Consider the following 20965-nt stretch of genomic DNA (forward strand, 5'->3'; position numbering starts at 1 on the left):
GTGAAGCTAGGAATTTTCTCAAAAGTATACTTGAACTATGAACTGGAGAGCGCCTTACACAAAATCAAAGCGCAAGGCATGAGTAGCGTTCAATTCAATTTTGCTAATGTAGGACTGAAAAGCTTGCCTAAAGAGATTAGTCAGGAGACCATCCATCAAATCAGAGAAGCAGTAATGAACAGTGGAGTTAGCATTGCTGTGATCTCAGGAACGTTTAATACACTAGAGCTAAATGAGGAGAAGAAAGTTGAAAATCAGCAGTGTTTTAAAAATGTAGTTGAGGCTGCAGCTGCATTAGCTGTTCCGTATGTTTCGATTTCTACGGGTAGTTTGAACCAAGAAAATTTCTGGAGTTCTCATCCTGACAATCATACAGTGAGGGCATGGTCACTATTGCATGATAGTCTTGCGTGGATGCTGAAAATTGCAGAAGAGAACCAAGTAACGCTAATATTTGAACCTGAAAAAGCCAATGTGGTGAGTACGGCAGAAGATGCTTTGAGACTATTACAAGATCTAGATTCACCTTATCTTAAGGTTTTGTATGATGCAGCAAATCTAGTAACCCCACAGGATCATAAGGACCTCTTAGGTAAGATTTCAAAAACGCTAACAGCGCTGAAGGAGCACATTGCCATTGCGCATTGCAAAGATGCTTTTGTAACCGAAGAGAAGATCACTTTTGCACCGGTGGGAAAAGGAAACTTGCCCTTAAAGGAATATCTAAATGAATTAAGTAAGGTTTATGACGGTCCTGTTATTATGCATGGGTTAGCTGAGGACGATGTAGCACATGCTTTGAATTTCTTTAACTAGAATAGGAGGACATGAATATGAAAAAGGAAAACCAATTGTTGAACATCGGCGTATTAGGTTGCGGTCAGATTTCACAAGCGGCGCATTTTGACTCTATAAGGCGTTCACGTAATGCTCACCTTTACGCAATATGCGATGTAGACGAATACTTACTTCGAAGAATGAATGCTATCTATGAACCTGACAAGGTATATATGGATTATGATCAAATGCTGGCGGACCCGAGCGTAGATGCTGTAGTTATTGGGATTGCCGATCAATTACATGTGGAGGCAGCTAAACAAGCCGTGCGTGCAGGTAAACATGTCTTGGTAGAAAAACCTCTAGGTGTATCCATCGAAGAAGTGGAAGAATTAAAAGAGCTTGTGGATCGTACCGATCTCAAAGTGCAAGTGGGGAATATGAAGAGATTTGACCCCGGTATAGTAGCAGCTAAAGAGTTTGTGGATCATGAAATGGGTGAGATTATTGGCCTAAAAGCTTGGTATTGTGATTCCACCTATCGATATACCGTTACCGAGAATGTTCAGCCAGTGATTATATCCGGTAAAAATATAAAGAGACCTGCTGGAGATCCAAAAGCGAACAAGGAACGCTATTATATTATAGGTCATGGAAGCCATTTGTTCGATACCGCAAGATATCTAGGTGGAAATATTGTAAGTTTGAAAGCATGGAATACGCAAAAGTTCGGTGCCTATTGTTGGTTTATTACTGCGGAGTTTGAAAGCGGCTTTGTAGCTCAATTGGATTTGACCATTGCGGTTCGGATGGATTGGCATGAAGGATTCCAAATTTATGGTGAATTCGGATCAGTAGTAGGAAAGACATATAACCCGTGGACATTAAAATCAAGCGATGTAGAAATTTTCAAAGCTAGTGATAACAGCTACCATAGACCGCTTGGAGCAGATGGTCATTTTTATAGATTGCAGATTGAAGGTTTCGCAGATTCAGTTCTGCATAATAAGCCAGGTGTAGGTGCAACGATTGAAGATGGGATTGCTACGATGAGAGCGATGCTCGCTGTTGAAGAATCGGTAAAGACCGGAAATACAATTTATCTAAGTGACGTTTCTGGTCCTTTGTAAAGGAGGGGAGAATATGCCTTACTTTACCTACGAGCACATTCGATTTTATTATGAAGATGATGGAGGGGATGGAGAGCCGTTTATTTTTCTTCATGGTCTGGGCGGTGACATTAATCAAACTTTCGGTTTAATGAAGCAAACAGATCACATACGAAGGATCTCACTAGATTTTAGAGGTCATGGAAAGACTGTGGCGTTTGGACATGCGGATGATTTTTCTTTTAAACAATTCGCCGAAGATGTGATGGCTTTAACGAAACACCTTCATATCCGTTCATTTAATATTGGAGGGATTTCCACAGGTGCTGGAGTGTCGCTTCATTTGGCATTGAGGTACCCGGGTAGCGTTAAGAAGCTTATTTTGTCACGTCCAGCCTGGAAGGATAAGCCGCAAGAGGTGTTGATTCGTGAAGCCTACGCCAAAGTTCATGATGTACTGCAGGATACAGATCCTCTGACCGCTCAAAATAGATACGAAAATTCAGAGGTTTATAAATCTATAAATTCAATATCTACTTATGCGGGTGAATCCCTATTAGGGCAGTTTAAATATCCTTATGTAAAAGAAACCTCGATGAAGTTTGTGAAGCTGCCAAAGGATTGTCCTAATCATGATCGTGAGGCTTGGAAGAACTTAAAGCTGCCCACATTGATCCTTGCTAGTCAACTTGATCCAATTCATCCATACGCCTACGGACGATTACTCTCAGAATATATCCCAAACGCTCAATTTATTGAGATTACTTCGAAAACGATCAGTAGTAAGCAACATAATCAAGATTCTTATGAGGCTATTGAGAACTTTTTAAATGAAAGATGAGCACAAGCTTCAAAGGTGTTCATCTTTTTTTGTACAAATTTTGAAAGTATCTATACTGTAATTACGTTAACGCCGAGTTTGTTATATGTATCAACAATTTTATTGTCTACTATACCTTCAGTGATTAAATAGTCTAACGCGGATACCTTGGCTACAAAAAAAGTAGATATTTTCTCCAGCTTTTCTTTTGTAGCTATGGCGATAACCATGGAGGATTGTTCAAAAAGTTGATTCTTAATGATAGATTCCTCATAAGAGGGAACAGTTATGCCCACCTTTGAATCCAGCGTGGATACGCCAAGGATTGTTAGATCCAAATGGATTTGCTGTATCGCTCTAAGCGTTGCGGCTCCGAATAACACTTGGTTCTTTTTATCGAGGTCTCCACCTAACAAGGTTATACTAGCTTTGGACAACCGGCACAGCGATAACGCAATTGAGGGGGAATTGGTAATAATTCTTCCATCAAAATGCTCAGGGATGTTCTCAGCTACTTTTAAATTTGTGGACCCGCCATCAATAAAAATAACCTTTGCATTCTCAATAAGCGTGCAAGCTCGTTTAGCTAAGTCAGCTTTGGTCTGGCTATTAAATTCTACACGTGAATTGAAATCTTTCATGTCACTAATAAGGCTATGAGCACCACCATGAATTCGTTTGAGAAGTCCCAGCTTCGATAAGCTTTGTAAATCTTTTCGTATGGTATCTTCTGTTACATTTAATTCCTGTGTTAATTCTTGGACAACGACGCGGCCTTCGGTCTCTACTTTTTTTAGGATATACGCCTGTCTGTCAGCTTTTAGCACCGATCCACCTCTTTTCACAAAATGCTTTAAAGGTTGTACTTAACGTTACTATTTTACTACATATGAAATGAATTTGAAAAAAATCAATCGTTTTTACGTTCAACTCCGTCTTACTTATAGATATATGAGGTGGATGCATCTTCCTGATAGAAGATAGAGGGGGTGGTGGAAGGTGGAAAACATAATGGATGAAGTCAGAATGGTAGATTTTGCGCAAATGGATGAAGAAGCTTTTTTTAGTCGATTGTATGTGGAGCATCGAAAAATGTACGCTATTGCCTACAGTTATCTGCGAACAGAGGCAGACACGCTGGAGGTGATCCAAGAAGCGTCATGCAGGGCATGGATGAAACGTAAAAAATTAAAGGATGAACAGTCCTTCACACCTTGGCTGATCCGAATAACGATCAATTGCTGCATGGATGAGCTACGGCGCAAAAAGCGTGTGATTGTAGCGGAGAAGATGGTGGAGGAAGCGGCACAGGAAATGAAGAGTAATGACCGAATTGATCTGGAGCGTGCGATGAATCGGATAAAACCTAAATACCGGCATGTTGTAACGCTTAAATACTACCATGACATGACCACTGTCGAAATTGCCAAAGTGTTAAAAAGACCAGAAGGTACCATTAAGACTTGGCTGCGAGAGGGACTCAAACAGCTTAGGAGCTATTTATAGCAATATTGGAGGTGAACGCGGAATGACAGAAAAAGAAGAACGTATTCTACATAAGAACATCGATGAAGTGCAACAAAATGTCGAAGCAATACAGGAGATGAAAATTTACAACGCCATGAGAAAAGGAATAGCAAAAGGGAAAAAGCAAGAGAAACGGCGCATTTATACTGCAGGAATGGGTGTCGTTGCAGCTGCAGCGGTTGCGTTACTGGTTACATATTCAACAATCGGATTACCGAATAAGGGAGTGGCGCAACCTTCAGTACAATCAGCAAGCACTAAAAACACGGATAATTTCAAAGCTTATCGCTCGTTCTCAAGGTTAGAGCCTGCATTAGCCAGTGCCCTTGAGCAGAATCTCGTTGTGCCGGTCGGTCAAAGTGCGGAAAACAAGGGTTACCGAATAGATGTGACAGGTGCCGTTACAGATGGACGGAAGGTTTATGTTTTATACAGTGTTCAGAACAATACGGACGAAGTAGTTATACACGCGGATTTTGAGCTTCAATTTGAAGGGATACAGGAGTCGCCTCTTCACAAAGGTGCATCATTAAGTATGCTCGCTAGTGAGAGCCGAATTCAACCCGGACAGTCTATGGATTTTATATACTCCACTAATCTTTCACCATCTGTAAAATATCCAAAGAAAGTCAACTATAATATAATTCTTACCGAAACTTCAGATAAGGCTCTCCTATCCAGTAGTAATAAGTATCGGACTAGCCTAGATGTTGCTTTCGAGCTTGATCCTGACATGCTCAAAGCACAGGAACGTATGCTGGATACAGACGGAACACTGACAGTGGACGGGCAAAAGATTAGAGTGAATCAAGTGCAGTATACTCCGCTTAGCACCTATGTGGATCTGGAGTATAATCAAAACAATGATAAACAAATTTTTCAATTAATTAATCCAGTACTGATTACTAAAAAAGGGGACACAGTTGAGAAGTTGTATTACCCCGATATCATTAATTCTGACAATTCCGAAGTCTACTCAGACAACTCCAAGTTCACGTTAGTGTTCAAGAATAGTAAGGGCAGCCAGCAGCCGGATTCTGTGACGTTGAAAGCATTCGGAATTTCGGCAGTCGAAAAGGATCAAATGAAAATTGTCGTGGATCTTAACAAATATCAGCTTATTGAAGCGCCCGGAACTGGACTTGAGTTAGTCACGCCAAAACAAGAGAATAATGTAGAGGAAGGAGAAATCCTCCTAAGACGTAATCTTGAGAATGCTCAATATTTAGAAGGCTCTACTAGACTTGCTGAGACTTTTACTGACGCAAAAGGGAAGGTACATAATAGAGCAACTTCCACAAGCAGCTTCAGCAGCTATACGACTTCTAAGGATGGGTCAGCCGTGAACGAGTTTGGATATAATTTTGGTGCGGAAGCGAAGAACTATCCTCAGCCATTAACGATAACGTTAGAGAAATATACAAATCCAATTATGGATACGCAGGCTGTGGAGTTGTACTCGAAGAATTAGAAAGCAATGAATGATTAAACAAAAGATTGAATTTTATATTAACTCTTTTAGCCGTTGATAATTCTATCAACGGTTTTTCTGTGACCCCACATCTTCATTCTTTGAAATTTAAGAAATACTTAATATATACCGTACTTCTTTTTAAAAAGTTTTACTTATTCTAAGTACATGAAGGAGGTTACTGAAAGAATGATAAACCCAATTATGAAGAAATGGCTCCGAAAGGATGGCTCAGCGGCAATAATGTTCCTGGCACCAAGCGGTATCGGATTCGCGATGTTTTACCTTATACCGTTTGTTATGGGAGTATTCTATTCTTTTATGGACAGCACGATAGAGGGCCACTTTGTAGGGTTTGATAATTACCGAGAGCTGCTAGATAGCGATTCTTTCCGTAAAGCAGCATCTAATACATTTTATTTTAGCGTGATAAGTGTTCCACTAATGCTTGTGCTCTCGTTAGGATTAGCGATGTTATTGAATAAAAATACATATCTTCGGAATTGGCTGAGGACTGGATACGTGTTGCCGCTTGTCGTACCTGTCGCCTCCATCATTCTGATCTGGCAGATGCTCTTCGATTGGAATGGATCGCTTAACGCCTGGCTGAACAACTTCGGTATCGATCGTGTGGATTGGATGAAGACGGATGCAGCTAGAAATGTAATCATTGTTGTTTATTTATGGAAGAACATCGGTTATAACGTGATTTTATTCTTGGCGGGATTGCAGCAAATTCCAAAGGATTATTATGAAACGGCTCAAATTGAAGGTGCTGGACGATTACGGCAGTTTCGCAGTATTACGCTTGTCTATCTAACCTCTTCGATGTTTTTTGTGGTCATTATGTCGATCATTAATTCATTCAAAGTGTTTCGAGAAACGTACTTGATCGCAGGCGAGTATCCGCATGACAGTATCTACATGCTGCAGCATTATATGAACAATATGTTCATGTCGCTCGATGTTCAGAAGCTGACTGCTGCGGCGACCTTAATGTTTGGTTGTATTTTATTGATCGTGTTGGGATTGTTTGCATTTGAACGGAGGCATAGACAATTCATGGAATAGGGGTGAAAAGGTTGTGCCAGTTGTCAAAGTGTTGCGAAAAGGGACATTAACATTCGTCATGGCTATTATTGCAGTCTTGTTATTATTCCCAATTGTGATCACATTCACAAATTCTCTTATGACAGAGAAAGAAATTGAGATCAATTATGGACCTATCGGGCAGATGAATGAGGTGATTGAAGGGAGAGAAGATCCTTTTGTAAATTTAAAATTGCTGCCGGATCAAGTGTCCTTGGACCAGTATACTAAGGTTCTCCTAGACAACCCTAAATATCTGACGATGTTCTGGAACTCAGTATTCATGGTTGTGCCCATCATTGCAGGGCAAACATTGGTAGCAGCACTCGCTGCCTATGCTTTCTCGAAGCTGAAATTCCGGGGACGAGATCCTTTGTTTCTTATTTATGTCCTAACGATGCTTATGCCTTTCCAAGTGACGCTAGTACCGAACTATATTATGGCGGATAAGCTAGGAATATTAGATAGTTCATATGCAATTATATTGCCTGGAATTTTCGCAGCTTTTGGTGTGTTTATGCTCAGACAGTTCATGCTAGATATACCGTATGCGTATATCGAAGCAAGCAAAATGGATGGTGCTGGACATTTTCTGATCTTCTACAAGATTATTATTCCGATGATTAAACCTGGTCTGGCAGCACTCGTCATATTATTGTTCGTGGATTATTGGAATATGGTAGAGCAGCCGCTTATTTTTCTAAATGATCCGTTTAAGCAGCCATTGTCAGTCTTTTTATCGAGGATCAATGAAGGCGAGAGAGGAATTGCTTTTGCTGCATCCATACTTTATATGGCTCCGATGGTGATGCTGTTTCTGTATGCGGAATCGTATTTTATTGAAGGCGTTCAATTGTCTGGTATCAAAGGTTGATTGGAGGAGAATGACGGGATATGGAGTTAGGTATAGAGTCGACTGATCGTAGGCGTAAACGAAATATTCAAGTCGTCTTCATGGTTTTTATGGGATTATTGTTGTTTTTTACATTGTTCAGTAACACAATACAATCTTTGACCTTGCCGAAAGTTAGAACCGAAAAACCAACAAAGGGAAATCTTTTATTTACGATTGAAGGTAGTGGGATATTGCAGCCACTTGCTGAAGTTAAACTTTCGAATACTTCCGGACTAAAGGTCGAACAAATTCTAGTGAAAGAAGGAGAACGTGTAAAAAAGGGACAAAAGCTTATTATCTATGAGAGCAAAACGGCTGAGCAAGAATTGAAAGATGAAATAACAAATTTAGAAAAGCAGAAAATTGATCAACAGAATAGGCAAGATCAGTACATCCAATCCGCACTGGAGGAGGATGAATTCAAAATCAGAAATGCAAGACGTGATATTGAAAAAGGTAAATTAGATATCTTAGCTCAGGAAAATAAGATTAGCGGGCTAAGAAATCGTCTAACTACTGAAAAACAACTATTTTCTCCTTTCGATGGTCTGATTTCAAAACTGAATGCCGTCGAAGGGTTAGCTTCAATGGGAGAACCGGATGTAATTGTATCCAACAGTAGTCGGGGTTACAGATTGGATATTATTATGGATTCCGTGCATTTGTCCAATTTAGAGATTTCTGCTGGAGAAAAGATAGAGGTTGAGGTTTATATGAATCATGGACAAGAAGCCCGGACCCTAAACGGCTCCATTGAAGAAATTTCGAATTCAGAGTCACGTACTGATAGCCCCTCTAGTAATGAGACCGGGAAGACTCAAACCATTCCTCAAAAGAATCTGAGAATAAAAGTCGTTGATCCAGAACTTAAAGGAGGTGAACAGGCTCGGATCAAAATCGAAAAACATTCACTCCAAGAGGGATTACTCCTATCCAATGAAGCTATTCATGAGGATCGCGAAGGTTTGTTTATCTATAAAGTTGACGAGCAGCGGGGGGCACTAGGCAATGTCTTTGTCGCTCAAAAAGTTCGTATTCACTCCAGTGAAAAAAACGAGAAAGAAACGATGATTCAATCGGATATTCTCTATGAGGAGGATTCAATTATTCTGGAAAGTAATGAACCTCTTGAAGATGGGAACCGAGTTCGACTGCAATAAGAAATCATATAAACGAGAAAATAGGAGGAGGAAATCAAATGATTAAAAGGTCTATTTTTGTTCTATTAATGGGTGCTTTGATAATGACAACGGCATGTAATTCCGGAGGTAATGAGAAAGTGGAAAGCACGGGGGAAACGACAACTGAAGAGGGAAAGACAATCTTGACTCTATCCCTAGCAGAATCGAGTGCATTCTATCAGGCGTTAGAAAAAAAGTTTGAAGCGAAATACCCGGATATCGACCTACAAATTAAGGCATATAAAGAAGTAGGAAATGAGTGGGGAGAGAATGGTTATGTAGAATATAAAAAAACAACGAATACAGCCCTACTCTCTGGAAAAGGTGCAGATATTTTTGATGTAAGCGCCTTTTCAATCAATGATTATGTGAGTAAAAAGTTGCTTGTGAACATGAATGATATATTTGAACACGATAAAACGGTAAATAAGAGTGATTTAGAAATGAATGTTTTGGACGCAATGAAGGTAAACGACGGCCTATATTTCATTCCTACCGGGTTCGCTTTTAGAGCGTTCATAGGTGATGGGAATATGATTAAGAACTCTAATGTGAAGATTGATGATAAGAAGTGGAATTGGAAAGAGTTTGGAGAGCTATCGAAGGAAATTATACAACAGGCTGGGAAGGACGGTAAAAACAAACTGTATGCCTTAACGGATTACCCAGCGGAAATGACACTCCAAGAAATGGCTATTGATAATTATAATTTGTTTGTTGATAGTGAAGCGAAACAAGCGAAGTTCGACTCGCCTGATTTTGTGGAGCTGTTGGAACAAGTCAAGAAAATGTATAAAGAACAAGTTTTGACTGCGGAGCCAGCGGAGATAGGTAATCAGCTATTTAACTCCATCGTTATAGGGTCACCAACAGACTTTATCGATGGTCCATATTCTTACTTTGAAAATCCGGTGTACCTTCAAAAGCCACATGCAGGTCAGACTGGTGGTATGAGAATCATTCCTTCATCTTCGCTCGCCATACAAGCCAATACTCCGGTGAAGGAAGAAGCTTATAAGTTTATGACCTTCTTGTTATCTGAAGAAGCACAGTCATTGCAAGATAGAGAAGGATTCTCTTTGCTCCAATCCGTGAACGATAAGAATTTAAACGAGATACAGGAAAAGATGAAAAGTGGAGCATACAAGCTTCCAACCGGAAAAGCAGCTAAGGTTTCTGATGAAGAATTTACTAAGTTTAAAGAAATCATTCATACAGTAGATCAATATGCAGAACTGAATACTAAAGTGCTTTCTATTATTGGAGAGGAGTCCTTATCATTCTTCAGTGGACAAAAATCTGCGGAAGCTGTTGCAAAGTTGATCCAGAATCGAGTAACAATCGTTCTAAACGAATAGATGTATTAAACAGGATTTTGTATAAAGGAGGGGGACTCATGTACAAATCACTAAAGACATATGCTGTAGTTCTGCTCAGCGCAATACTATTAAGCCAACCTTTTTCAAACAGCACATATGCAGCATCGACAAGTGCTTCAGCTACAGCGGTATTCACGCTGGACAAACTTGGTACGATCGCTTTAAAAAACAATGTCAACGTGAAGCTAATAGATATGGATATTATTGAGCAACCGAGCGGCAATATACTTATATACACACTTAGTTATAGCAATGGTAGCAGCTATAGTGTAGCTCACGTTGATTATTTTTCAAGGGTTACTACAACTGGGGGGGCTGTCATTCAAGGCAAACCTGTCACGAGAGATGTCACCAAAAAAAACATCCCTCCAAAGAGTAGCCAAATTGTAACTTACTATGTGAATATTGGACAGTCTACTAAATTGAACGGCACTAAAGTGACCCTATTGAAGTGGGATTTCAGTAGCCAGGATTATCAGAAAAAGCTAGGCGAATTCGCCATTCCGGCAAGTTATTCCGTTGTCGTTCCACAAGGCCAGAGCAAGAAGCTCACGATGGATAATCTGCTAGTAAACATCAAAGCGGAAAGTCTACAAAGGCTTAAAAGAAATGGAAAAGTATATATGAGAGTAGGCGTTAGTTTCACGAATTTGGGTAAAAAAGTGCTAAGCGGTTCCACTTATGTTGCTTACCTGAAATCAGCCGGTGGCTCGGTGTTCGAACTTAAACTGGAGGATGCCAGAAGCAGTATCAATGTACAGTCCCAAGAGAAGAAGACGGTTTACTATTTAACAGAAGTTCCTTCCTATATGAAGACTGAACATATGATATTGCAATTTGCACAAGAAGATGAAGCTTTGAAAATAACGCTTCCTGTTAAATCGTTTAAGCTTCCTGCATTAACAACTGTCGACTTTGCTGTGGCTAATTATGCTGTTAAGAATATTTCTGTTAAGAATAATACGGTTGAAACGCAATTGAAGAGTGCTTCCGTATATTCGGAGAATGACTCCGCGAAATGGAATCTTCAATTCCGTCTTAAGAATCTTGGGAATAAACCTATCACTCTACCTGCATACGAGCTTACAGTTAAAGCTGCTGAAGGATTTAGTATTCCGGTAGATTCAAAAGCACTTGCGAATGTAACCTTGAAACCGCTTGAAGACAAGATCGTCAGTCTCAGGGCGGATGTGCCATTAATGCTTAATCAAGGTACCTTAAAGCTAGAGTGGACGGAACCTGCTGTTGATGACAAGGTTATTTTCCCAACTGCGCTGTATAACATACCTTATGCTCTAGAAAACAATAATCTGATAGGACAAGGGTATTCGGTCGAGAATAGGTACGGGAAATTCATGGTGAAACTTGGATCCTATCAGCGTTTGCCTTGGGATGATGGTGATCAAATCGTAACTACTATCAGCATCCGTAACACCGGCTTATCCTCAGTACAGCTACCTTCTTTAAAAGCTATAGTTAAAGCAGGAATGAGTGATCTTAGCAGTACAGCCCAGATCGTGACCACAAATACGCAATCTATGCTTGCTCCTAATGAAGCGACAGAGATCTATGTGATAGCGAGAGTTCCATATACTTATAGTTTCAATCAGCTAAAGATAGTGTTGCAAGACACCTCCGGAGATGAAGTCACGAAGTTTCTCTCTATGAATACAAATTCGCTAAGTAATGTGATCAATACGATTGCTGCAGGTGAATCTTACCAAGTGAACTCGTTAGGCAGAAAAGCAAAAGTTCGCGAGCGTCGGACAACCACTTATAATGAAAACAGTTCTAGCCTGATCTATACGGAACTGGAAATGATTAACGAAGAACCACGCAAGTCGAAACAGGCACAGCTTGTGGCTTATTACAAAACATCTGACAATCAATTTTTCAAGGCGATGGTTAGCCAATCGACAACTCCAACTAACCCAAATGGTAAAAACCTGGTTACAATCTGGAGTAAACTTCCGCAAGGGGTGAATACGTCAGAGCTTGTGCTTTATATTGGGGAAGGGGTTGCTGACGGTAAGCTTACAGATTTAGGGGGGACATCCACTGGATTTATCAATAGTGTTAAATTAGCACTTACCCCTATGACAGTAATCTCACAGAATAATCTAACAAGTGTCGATCTATTCCCATACAACCTTTCGGTTGCAAATGCAGTGGGTACGACTACTGAAGAGAAAGGTACATTAGATATAGTTATGAATTATAGCTTATTCGAAAAAGACGCTTTTGAAGTAGGTGCCTATGAGCATAAGCTAGTCTTAGAAATTATTGACCCTTACGGACAATCCATGGAGAAGACTTTGCAACTGGGGTCTGATTTGCCAATGGGTAAGAATAAATCATACTCCATCTCATTTAATAGTAACTTCCACAAAATATTAAGGGGAGGAAGCGTTCGTATAAATCTATATGATGAATTTCAGGGTCATAGGATGTTGTTAGGGAGTCAGTCTTACCCGTTAAATTACGTTTCATCTGAACCGAGAACAACTAAAAACACTGACAATTAAAATTGTAGTGAGCTGGGTTAAGAACCAAGTCAAATGTGTTGGCATAATTGCCAGCACTTTTTTTAATTCTCGCATATACTTATGAACTTTTTATGGAAATTCCTTCAATGTATGTTCTTTACATTGACTGTTCTCAGTCTTTTCGTTAAGATTACCTCTGCGCTTCAATGCCAAAAAGCAAAAAAGCTTAAAAGTGTGGAAGCGTTCGATCATTATTTTATACCCAATACAATGTTAAGGAGCATTATTTTCATGGAACGACAGCTTAGTTTCTCAAAAAGCATGATCATCATCGTTTTTATTTTAGCACTTCTATTTGTATCCATCTTTCTATTGAAAGCGGAGCCGCATCTACCGCTTCTCGTAACTACAATAGGCACGGCCGTCTTACTAGGAATGTTTGGTTTCTCTTGGAAGAAGATCGAATCAGCCATTATTCATGGGATACAAACGGCCATAATGCCAATTCTTATCCTCATGCTGATTGGAATTCTGATCGCTGTGTGGATGATGAGCGGTACAGTACCGTCGCTTTTATATTATGGTATGGATTATATTAATCCGGATTATTTTGCGGTGAGCGCATTATATGTCACGATCATCGTCTCGATGTTCACTGGAAGCTCCTTCACGACAGTAAGCACCATCGGCGTTGCTTTAATGGGAATTGCAGTAACTACGGGGATTTCCCCAACTTTGGCTGCTGGAGCAATTATCAGTGGGGCTTGTTTTGGTGATAAAATGTCGCCACTTTCCGATACAACGAATTTTGCACCTGCAGTAGCGGGTATATCCTTGTTTACACATATTCGTAATATGGCATACACTACGGTGCCGGCGCTTGTTATCACCACTCTCTTTTTTCTGTTCGCTCCAAAGGGGAATTCGATCGACTTATCCTCGATTAAAGACATTAAGCTTGCGTTACAAGATGGATTTCATATTCATTGGTTAACGCTGCTATCTCCGCTAGCTGTCATCGCTTGTTCGATCAAGCGGATACCGATCCTGCCTACGTTAGTTGTTGGTATTGTCAGTGGTCTTCTTGTGACGGCTTTGATTCAGCAGCAGACTGAAATCGATGTCTGGTTTAGTGTAATGCAGAGTGGATATAACAGTAATATCGCGAATGAAATGGTTGCTTCTATCGTGAACCGCGGAGGAATGCAATCGATGATGTGGTCGGTATCTTTAATCTTAATTGCATTATCTTTAGGTGGTTTGATTCAGCATTGTGGCGTCATCGAGGCCTTTTTCCGTAAACTCATTCAACCACTCAAGCGTAAAAGCAGCATTGTACTGATGAGCGGAGCGTCATCCATAGCGGTAAATGGCATGACGGGTGAACAGTATCTTTCGATTCTTTTGCCAGGTCAAATGTTCAAAGATGAATATAATCGCCGTGGCATTCCAGCAAAGACACTGTCCCGTACGCTAGAAGATTGCGGTACTCTCGTTAATCCATTGATTCCATGGGGTGTCAGTGGTGCCTTCTTCGCAGTGACTCTGGGTGTACCCGTGATAGAATATGCGCCTTATGCAACTTTCTTATGGTTAAGTCCATTCATCACGTTTGCTTACGCGTTGATCCCTAGATTACAAAGGAACTCATTGGGTAAAGATTAAGAAATCTCAAGATAATGGACACCTAATGCATTGATTCAACGTATATAAAGAATACTATGCGTTGAGTCAATGTGATCAAGCTAGTGATCTAAGCTTAAAAAGTGGTCAATTTATCGGAGGTAATAACAGTGAGTCGCAGTAAGTTACAGGATAGAATCAGATTAGCTAATGTCGAGACTAAGCACGCAGAACAATTTAATAATCTATTACGTTATGTATTTCAAGTGACCAATCGTGATCTGCAAATCTTTGGCTGGGAGAATCGTGAAATCACTCAGGCTAAGTTGCCAGTTCTTAAGTATGCTGATGTTGTAGGTTGGTTTGATGGAGACAAGCTCATCTCTCAGTTAGCCGTATACCCATTTCAGGTTAATATTTTTGGGCATATCTATGAGATGGGTGGATTAACGGGTGTTGGAACCTATCCAGAATATGCCAATTTGGGTTTAATGAATAAACTAATGCTTCATGCTTTAACTAAAATGCGGGATCGTAAACAATCGATATCTTATCTTTATCCGTATTCAATCCCTTATTATAGAAGAAAAGGCTGGGAAATCATCACTGATAAAATCTCATTTGAAGTGCCAGATACACAGTTGCCAAAAATGAGAAATGTCCCAGGAAATGTGGAACGTGTATCCATTGAACATCCAGATATCAAAGTGATTTATGATCAGTTTGCCGTGCAGCATCATGGGGCGATGATTCGTAATGAGTTAGCTTGGGAAGAATATTTGCGGTGGGATTTAGATGATATGACGGTAGGTATTTATTACAATAACAACGATGAACCCATGGGGTACTTGTTGTATTGGGTCGCCGAAGAAATATTTTATATCAAAGAGATGGTATACATTGTTGAAGAGGCTCGAACGGGCTTGTGGAATTTTATTAGTGCGCACTTTTCAATGATTAAGCTGGTTAAAGGGGATATTTATAAAGGAGAACCGTTGTCATTCATATTAGATGATGGGGATATCAAGGAAACGATCGCTCCATACTTTATGGCACGGATTGTAGATGTCCGTTTATTTATCGAACAGTATCCTTTTAAACGGCAGGACAAAGACTGTGAGCTCATTTTTAACTTAAGCGATCCGATGCTGGAATGGAATCGAGGGACATTTTCATTAACTGTAGATAAAGAAGGGAAGGGAACCCTGCGAGAAGGGGGATTAAATCCTTCACTTACGATTGATATTCCTACCTTAACAACCATGTTAATGGGCTATAAGCGGCCAACCTACCTGGCTCGCATCGGACGTATTCAGACGGATGAAGCTACGATTCATTTGCTGGAAGGACTGATTAGACCAGAGCATCCTTATTTCTCTGATTATTTTTAAAATAGGTGAACCTTTGAAGCATACTCTAATGAGTGTGCTTTTTTGCTCTTTTTATAGTAGAATAGTCTCTCAGCAACACAATATGATATGAGGTGTAAGCATGGCAATTAATTTTACTAAACCAATGATCACTAAATTACAACAAGAAATTACCGAGCTCGAAAACAAAATCAAGAGCACACAGAACAAAAAAGAAAAATCTAAATTTAAAATTAATCAATTAGAACAGGATATGAAATTTAGCAAGTCTCACACAGATTTGAGCAGTAAAATGTCGCGAATCAAAAAGCTGAATGATGAGATAAAAACCTTAAATCGTATGCAAGCTGATCTGTCAAAAGAATTAACCGCAAAGAAAAACTCGCTAAAGAAACTCCAAGTGAACGAAACCGCACATGTTACGAATGATCCTGCAAAAGGATAAATTGATTATAGTTTATAGCATAAACGCTTACCGTCCTTATAAGGAGTCGAAGGCGTTTATGCTTGTTTTATCGGCTCATCCGTTTCTCCTCGTAACAATGAATTCTCATGCTTATAGGGCGGGTTGACATATTTCTTTTCACCGATGGAGGGGGTCTCCAGGAGCTTGGGAATGGTTGCTAGCTGTGGATGGTGGACTACATATCGAAGCGCCTGAAGGCCGATATATCCATGTCCGATATTTTCGTGCCTGTCTTTTCGCGAGCCGATGATATTCTTTGAATCATTTACGTGAATGACCTTTAGGCGCTCTATTCCAATTATGCGATCAAATTGATCCAATATGCCATCAAAATCTTCCTTCACATTATAACCAGCATCGTGGATATGGCAAGTGTCCATACAAATAGACAGGCGCTCATTGTGCGTCACTCCATCAATAATAGCCGCAAGTTCCTCAAATGTAGTTCCGCATTCACTACCTTTTCCAGCCATGGTCTCTAATGAAACCTGAACATTTCGTTTATTGGCTAACACTTCGTTTAAACCTTCTACGATCCGAGAAATTCCGGCCTGTGGACCCGCACCAACATGGGACCCGGGATGAAGGACAATTTGTGTTGAGCCTAAAGCTTCCGTTCTTATAATTTCTGATTGAAGAAACTCAATACTATGTTCAAAGACTTGATTCGATTGCGTATTCCCTAAGTTAACAATAAACGGAGCATGCACAACAATATTTGAAATGCCGTTAACTCTCATGTGAGCTTGTCCAGCTTCAACATTCAAAGCTTCAATGGGTTTGCGACGTGTATTATGAGGAGCTCCGGTATATATTAGGAAGGTGGTCGCTCCATAAGATGCTGCCTCTTCACTAGCTCGAAGGAGCATTTTTGGTCCAGTCATGGATACATGTGACCCTAGGAGTAAAGTCATCTGGTTCAACGCTTCCTTTCTTCAGAGAAAGAGACCGAAATTTAGTCACTACATGTCTATTAATATTTGTAGAAGGCCCTAATTATATGTATTTCAGCGCAGGCTAGGTTGTCTCGTCCGTCTATCTCATAAGGGAGACAACCTTACCCACCCAGAATGATCGTTATTCAGCAGCGGTGATCGTCTCGCCTTGGATCGGCTTCAATCCGTTCCCCCACCTAACAGGGATAGAACGAGAGTTGAATAAATCCACTCCGTCAGAGATCTGGAAATGTAAATGGGGCTCACTAGAGTTGCCCGAGTTACCCGTCAGCCCAATGATATCACCTTTTTTGACTTTATCGCCTGGCTTAACTGTAATCGAACCTTTTTTGAGATGTGCTAGATGGCTGAATTCACCACCGTGATCGATGACCACGTTATTGCCGGTTGCCTGGTTTGGATTCATAACACCGACAGGTTCATTATCTTTAATATCATTCATAACCGATACGATTGTACCATCTGCAGGGGCGAAGATTTTTTCCCCAAAGGCATAATAACTTTTGTTTTTTAGCGGATCACCTTTATAAGAATAGTTCTCCTTGGCCTGAATGAAATCATAGGCGTAACGCTGGATCTCTACTTCATAATGATAATTTACGAGAACATTTTCTCCGCCCCAAAATACAAACCAGTCACCTTCGAAAGGCAATGCGTATTCATGCTTACTAAGTTTTGTATCGGTTTCAGGGGAAGATGTCAGTTCTTGAATCTGGATTAATGAAATGGTTCCATCCGGTTCAAACATTCCGATGAGCCCTTTATTACCTGTATCACTCAACCAAGTACGTCGATCAAATCCATTAAGCTGCATATCAGATGCTTTGTTCAGTGTCTGGATATCCTTAGTGAATTCCTTAGCGGTCTCAGCTAATTCAGTTTCACTTACCTCATCCTTCAAAGGCTGGCTAAAGTAGGCGTACATTTCTTTATAGTTCCCTTTAAGCAGAAAATTTGGCAGATCATCAGGCAGGAACATTATTTCGTTTGATTCTACAGCTGAACTGGATGTTTGCTCCACTTTCGCATTATTTTTCATATCCGTTTTTCCTCCTCCACAAGCTGTTAATAGTAAGGCAAGTGATCCTATTGCCAAAACTGTTTTTGCTGACATTCAATATCGCCTCCCAATAGTCAAATTATAGCAAATGAGTCTTAGCTCTTCTGAAACACAGTATTAATACGATCTTAACTTTTGGTGTAGTAGACGAATACGAATTAAGCTTCTGTTAAGGTAAGTGCGATTGATAGCGTCAAGAATCATGCTATGATGATAAAAAAAAAGGGCTATTTGGAAAGGGAATTTCACAATGAATGAAGCATCGATTTTACTTGTAGATGATGAGCAATCGCTTTTGGAGATTATGGAGACTGTACTACGCAAGGAAGGTTATTTGAATATTGATACTGCGGTGACGGGTGAAGAAGCGATAAGCGCTTGCGAAGCCAAAAAATATGATTTGATTGTATTGGATGTGATGTTGCCAGGGCGCAGTGGAATTGAAATCTGTCCTTTTATCCGGCAGACGACGGACGCACCTATCCTGTTTCTTACGGCTCGAACCTCTGATTTTGATAAGCTGACCGGATTTGCTATAGGTGGAGATGATTATATCACTAAACCCTTTAATCCACTTGAAGTTGTCGCTCGAATAAAAGCGCAGTTGCGGCGATACTTAAGTTCACCTGCTCCATCAGGTACTGATAAGATCACAGCGACAGTTCACAGCAAATCTGCGAACGTTTACGATTACGGGAGATTTAAACTGGATGAGACGGCAGGGGAGCTGATGGTTGAGGGTGAGTCGGTATCTTGTCCGGCACTTGTATTCCAATTGCTGCTGTTCTTATGTAAACATCCCAATCAAATATTCAGCAAAAGTGAATTATATGAAAAGGTTTGGGGTGAAGAAGCCTTAAGTGATGATAATACGGTCATGGTGCATATTCACCGCATAAGAGAGCGTATAGAAGCTGACCCATCCGATCCGAAGTATATCGTTAATGTTAGAGGTCTTGGGTACAAATTGGTTAAAGTAGAACGCCAAGAATTGTCTGCGCCATGAATATTAAGCGCCGTTTAACGTTAAAGTTTGTTCTACAGCTGGCAATTACGGGCATGGTAGTTCTCGCTATTTCTGCCATAACATTTACTTGGATTTTGCTGCGGTTTCTTGATATTAGTCTCACGCGTGATTTTGCCAATGTGGGTCTTGAACAATTGGTAGAATCTTCTAAGATTGATGAGGATGGCATACATTTTTCTCCGAGTTTACTGGAGCAAGTGAAGAAAAATAAAGGATGGCTACAAAGTCTAAATGAAGATGGGCAAGTTGAGAGTGCCTATAATACACCTAAAGATGTACCCATTCAATATGGTCCTGGCGAAGTAGTTGCCTATTGGACGGGCACTCAGCCGTTTCCTTATAATCTGGCATTATGGATTCAAGAAAAGGATGGTAAACAGCTCGCACTGGTGTATGGTGCGCCTAATGTATTAGGTCCACTATTAAAGAAAGTGAGTGAGGGGACATTTGCTGTTGCGAAAGGGGAACCAGTACTTCCTGATGAACTTGAAAAAGAAATTAAATCGGCCCAAGCTTTTGTTCAACTTATAGATTCAGCAGGCAATGAAGTGGTTTCTTATAATAGACCTAATATGATACCCACTCAGTACTCCGTTCAAGAGCTTGCACTTCGCACCCTGTACAGTGAACGATATGGGTACCATGTTCTTTCTTCTTTTGATAAGGAGTCAGGTCGTACTTGGATCGTGGGAGAACCCAATATCAAAGGGACAGATCCAGGCAAAAAAATGTGGGTACCAGAAGAAGTTAAAGTCGTGATCATCGGTTCATTTGCAATGCTTATCGCTTTATTGATCGCGTTTGTGTTGCTTTCCTTATGGCAAGCACATCGTTTTGGTGCGCCAATGCTGCATATGCTCGTATGGCTCGATTCCATCGGAAATGCCATTTATACAGAGCCAACGGATCGTAAAGGACTTCGTCGTAGTCGAACACCCGCCTTAAAATGGAGGAGAAGGTACCGTGTTTTTGCTGATGTGATGGTTTCAATTGAGAAATTATCGGCAACCTTGAAGAGTGATCAAGTCATGCGGGAGGAGACGGAGAGCTTACGCGAAGAATGGATCGCTGGTGTTACTCATGATTTGAAAACCCCATTATCCTCAATCACAGGATATGCTCATTTACTGGCAGAACCAAAATACGATTGGTCGAAAGAGGAAGTTCGTAAGTTTACAACGACTATGCTAGATAAATCAGCCCATATGGACATGCTGATCAGTGATCTTGCAATGACCTATCGTCTAAAGTCAGGAATTAAACCACCTGAAACGATGGAAGTTGAATTGAACACTTGGCTGCAACAAGCTCTCGAACAAGCTGCTGCCAATCCTGCCTACGGGAAGCAGCGAATAGTATTTCTACCTGCACAAACCGAAGTAAGAGCTCAATTGTATACGCCATGGTTAGAGAGGGTTGTCAACAATTTAACTGCAAATGCGCTGCTCCACAACCCATCGGATACGAAGTTGACCGTTTCGCTTATTCATAAAGATAGGAACACCGGATTTATCATTCAATTTGCTGATGACGGCGATGGAATGGATGAAGAAACAAAGATTCGGCTATTTGAACGATATTATCGAGGAACGGATACAGCGTCTACCTCCAACGGTTCTGGGCTCGGCATGGCGATTTCTAAAGGACTGATCGAATGTATGGGGGGCCAGATTACTGTCGAGAGTCACGTAGGTAAAGGAACGGTTATTAAGTTAATATGGAGCTGATA

Annotated in this window: 18 protein-coding genes; 15 read left to right on the forward strand and 3 right to left on the reverse strand. The window is 40.5% G+C overall.

What is annotated here, in order from left to right:
• Genes MKY52_RS26985 through MKY52_RS26995 form a run of 3 tightly spaced genes read left to right on the forward strand, consistent with a single transcriptional unit; the run spans nucleotide 1 to nucleotide 2727 of the window.
• Complete coding sequence (locus MKY52_RS26985) at nucleotides 1-816, forward strand: sugar phosphate isomerase/epimerase family protein (RefSeq protein ID WP_341054743.1); 816 nt, start codon at nucleotides 1-3, stop codon at nucleotides 814-816.
• Between the two features lie 17 nt (nucleotides 817-833).
• Entirely contained in the window at nucleotides 834-1907 is a 1074-nt protein-coding gene (locus MKY52_RS26990) for a Gfo/Idh/MocA family protein (RefSeq protein WP_341054745.1), read from the forward strand.
• A 13-nt stretch (nucleotides 1908-1920) separates the two neighbouring features.
• Nucleotides 1921-2727: an alpha/beta fold hydrolase gene (locus MKY52_RS26995; protein WP_341054748.1), complete on the forward strand. Its 807-nt coding sequence runs from the start codon at nucleotides 1921-1923 to the stop codon at nucleotides 2725-2727.
• 50 nt (nucleotides 2728-2777) lie between these two features.
• Here MKY52_RS26995 and MKY52_RS27000 read toward each other — a convergent pair whose 3' ends face one another.
• Nucleotides 2778-3533: a DeoR/GlpR family DNA-binding transcription regulator gene (locus MKY52_RS27000; protein ID WP_341054750.1), complete on the reverse strand. Its 756-nt coding sequence runs from the start codon at nucleotides 3531-3533 to the stop codon at nucleotides 2778-2780.
• A gap of 184 nt (nucleotides 3534-3717) precedes the next feature.
• Between MKY52_RS27000 and MKY52_RS27005 the strand changes: the two genes are divergently transcribed.
• The 10 genes from MKY52_RS27005 to MKY52_RS27050 all read left to right on the forward strand — a co-directional run bounded on the left by MKY52_RS27005 (nucleotide 3718) and on the right by MKY52_RS27050 (nucleotide 16172).
• Nucleotides 3718-4212 (forward strand): RNA polymerase sigma factor, encoded by a 495-nt coding sequence (locus tag MKY52_RS27005; RefSeq protein ID WP_341054752.1) that lies wholly within the window; start codon nucleotides 3718-3720, stop codon nucleotides 4210-4212.
• 22 nt (nucleotides 4213-4234) lie between these two features.
• Nucleotides 4235-5704 carry a DUF4179 domain-containing protein gene (locus MKY52_RS27010; RefSeq protein ID WP_341054755.1) on the forward strand — a complete coding sequence of 490 codons (1470 nt, stop codon included), beginning with the start codon at nucleotides 4235-4237 and terminating at the stop codon, nucleotides 5702-5704.
• 204 nt (nucleotides 5705-5908) lie between these two features.
• Nucleotides 5909-6775 (forward strand): carbohydrate ABC transporter permease, encoded by an 867-nt coding sequence (locus tag MKY52_RS27015; protein WP_341055650.1) that lies wholly within the window; start codon nucleotides 5909-5911, stop codon nucleotides 6773-6775.
• 58 nt (nucleotides 6776-6833) lie between these two features.
• A complete protein-coding gene (locus MKY52_RS27020) occupies nucleotides 6834-7667 on the forward strand; it encodes a carbohydrate ABC transporter permease (RefSeq protein WP_375105398.1) in 834 nt (277 codons plus the stop codon).
• Between the two features lie 20 nt (nucleotides 7668-7687).
• Nucleotides 7688-8848, forward strand: a complete 1161-nt coding sequence (locus tag MKY52_RS27025) for an efflux RND transporter periplasmic adaptor subunit (RefSeq protein ID WP_341054760.1) — start codon at nucleotides 7688-7690, stop codon at nucleotides 8846-8848.
• A gap of 38 nt (nucleotides 8849-8886) precedes the next feature.
• Complete coding sequence (locus MKY52_RS27030) at nucleotides 8887-10227, forward strand: ABC transporter substrate-binding protein (RefSeq protein ID WP_341054761.1); 1341 nt, start codon at nucleotides 8887-8889, stop codon at nucleotides 10225-10227.
• 38 nt (nucleotides 10228-10265) lie between these two features.
• Complete coding sequence (locus MKY52_RS27035) at nucleotides 10266-12773, forward strand: hypothetical protein (RefSeq protein WP_341054763.1); 2508 nt, start codon at nucleotides 10266-10268, stop codon at nucleotides 12771-12773.
• Between the two features lie 252 nt (nucleotides 12774-13025).
• Complete coding sequence (gene nhaC / locus MKY52_RS27040; RefSeq protein WP_341054765.1) at nucleotides 13026-14399, forward strand: Na+/H+ antiporter NhaC; 1374 nt, start codon at nucleotides 13026-13028, stop codon at nucleotides 14397-14399.
• A gap of 128 nt (nucleotides 14400-14527) precedes the next feature.
• Nucleotides 14528-15748 (forward strand): GNAT family N-acetyltransferase, encoded by a 1221-nt coding sequence (locus tag MKY52_RS27045; protein ID WP_149644492.1) that lies wholly within the window; start codon nucleotides 14528-14530, stop codon nucleotides 15746-15748.
• Between the two features lie 100 nt (nucleotides 15749-15848).
• Nucleotides 15849-16172, forward strand: a complete 324-nt coding sequence (locus tag MKY52_RS27050; protein ID WP_341054766.1) for a hypothetical protein — start codon at nucleotides 15849-15851, stop codon at nucleotides 16170-16172.
• A 56-nt stretch (nucleotides 16173-16228) separates the two neighbouring features.
• Here MKY52_RS27050 and MKY52_RS27055 read toward each other — a convergent pair whose 3' ends face one another.
• Both MKY52_RS27055 and MKY52_RS27060 read right to left on the reverse strand, forming a co-directional pair.
• Nucleotides 16229-17107, reverse strand: coding sequence for a deoxyribonuclease IV (locus MKY52_RS27055; protein ID WP_341054767.1), 879 nt, complete (start codon nucleotides 17105-17107; stop codon nucleotides 16229-16231).
• A gap of 163 nt (nucleotides 17108-17270) precedes the next feature.
• Nucleotides 17271-18263 (reverse strand): M23 family metallopeptidase, encoded by a 993-nt coding sequence (locus tag MKY52_RS27060; RefSeq protein WP_341054769.1) that lies wholly within the window; start codon nucleotides 18261-18263, stop codon nucleotides 17271-17273.
• A 196-nt stretch (nucleotides 18264-18459) separates the two neighbouring features.
• On the opposite strand from MKY52_RS27060, the gene MKY52_RS27065 reads away from it, so the two are divergent.
• Together MKY52_RS27065 and MKY52_RS27070 are read left to right on the forward strand one after the other, a co-directional pair.
• Nucleotides 18460-19215 (forward strand): response regulator transcription factor, encoded by a 756-nt coding sequence (locus MKY52_RS27065; protein ID WP_341054771.1) that lies wholly within the window; start codon nucleotides 18460-18462, stop codon nucleotides 19213-19215.
• Nucleotides 19212-20963: a sensor histidine kinase gene (locus MKY52_RS27070; protein ID WP_341054773.1), complete on the forward strand. Its 1752-nt coding sequence runs from the start codon at nucleotides 19212-19214 to the stop codon at nucleotides 20961-20963. Before MKY52_RS27065 ends, MKY52_RS27070 begins: the two co-directional genes overlap by 4 nt.
• Nucleotides 20964-20965: the final 2 nt, after the last annotated feature.

This window comes from Paenibacillus sp. FSL P4-0184, from assembly GCF_038004625.1.
GTDB lineage: Bacteria > Bacillota > Bacilli > Paenibacillales > Paenibacillaceae > Paenibacillus_AQ.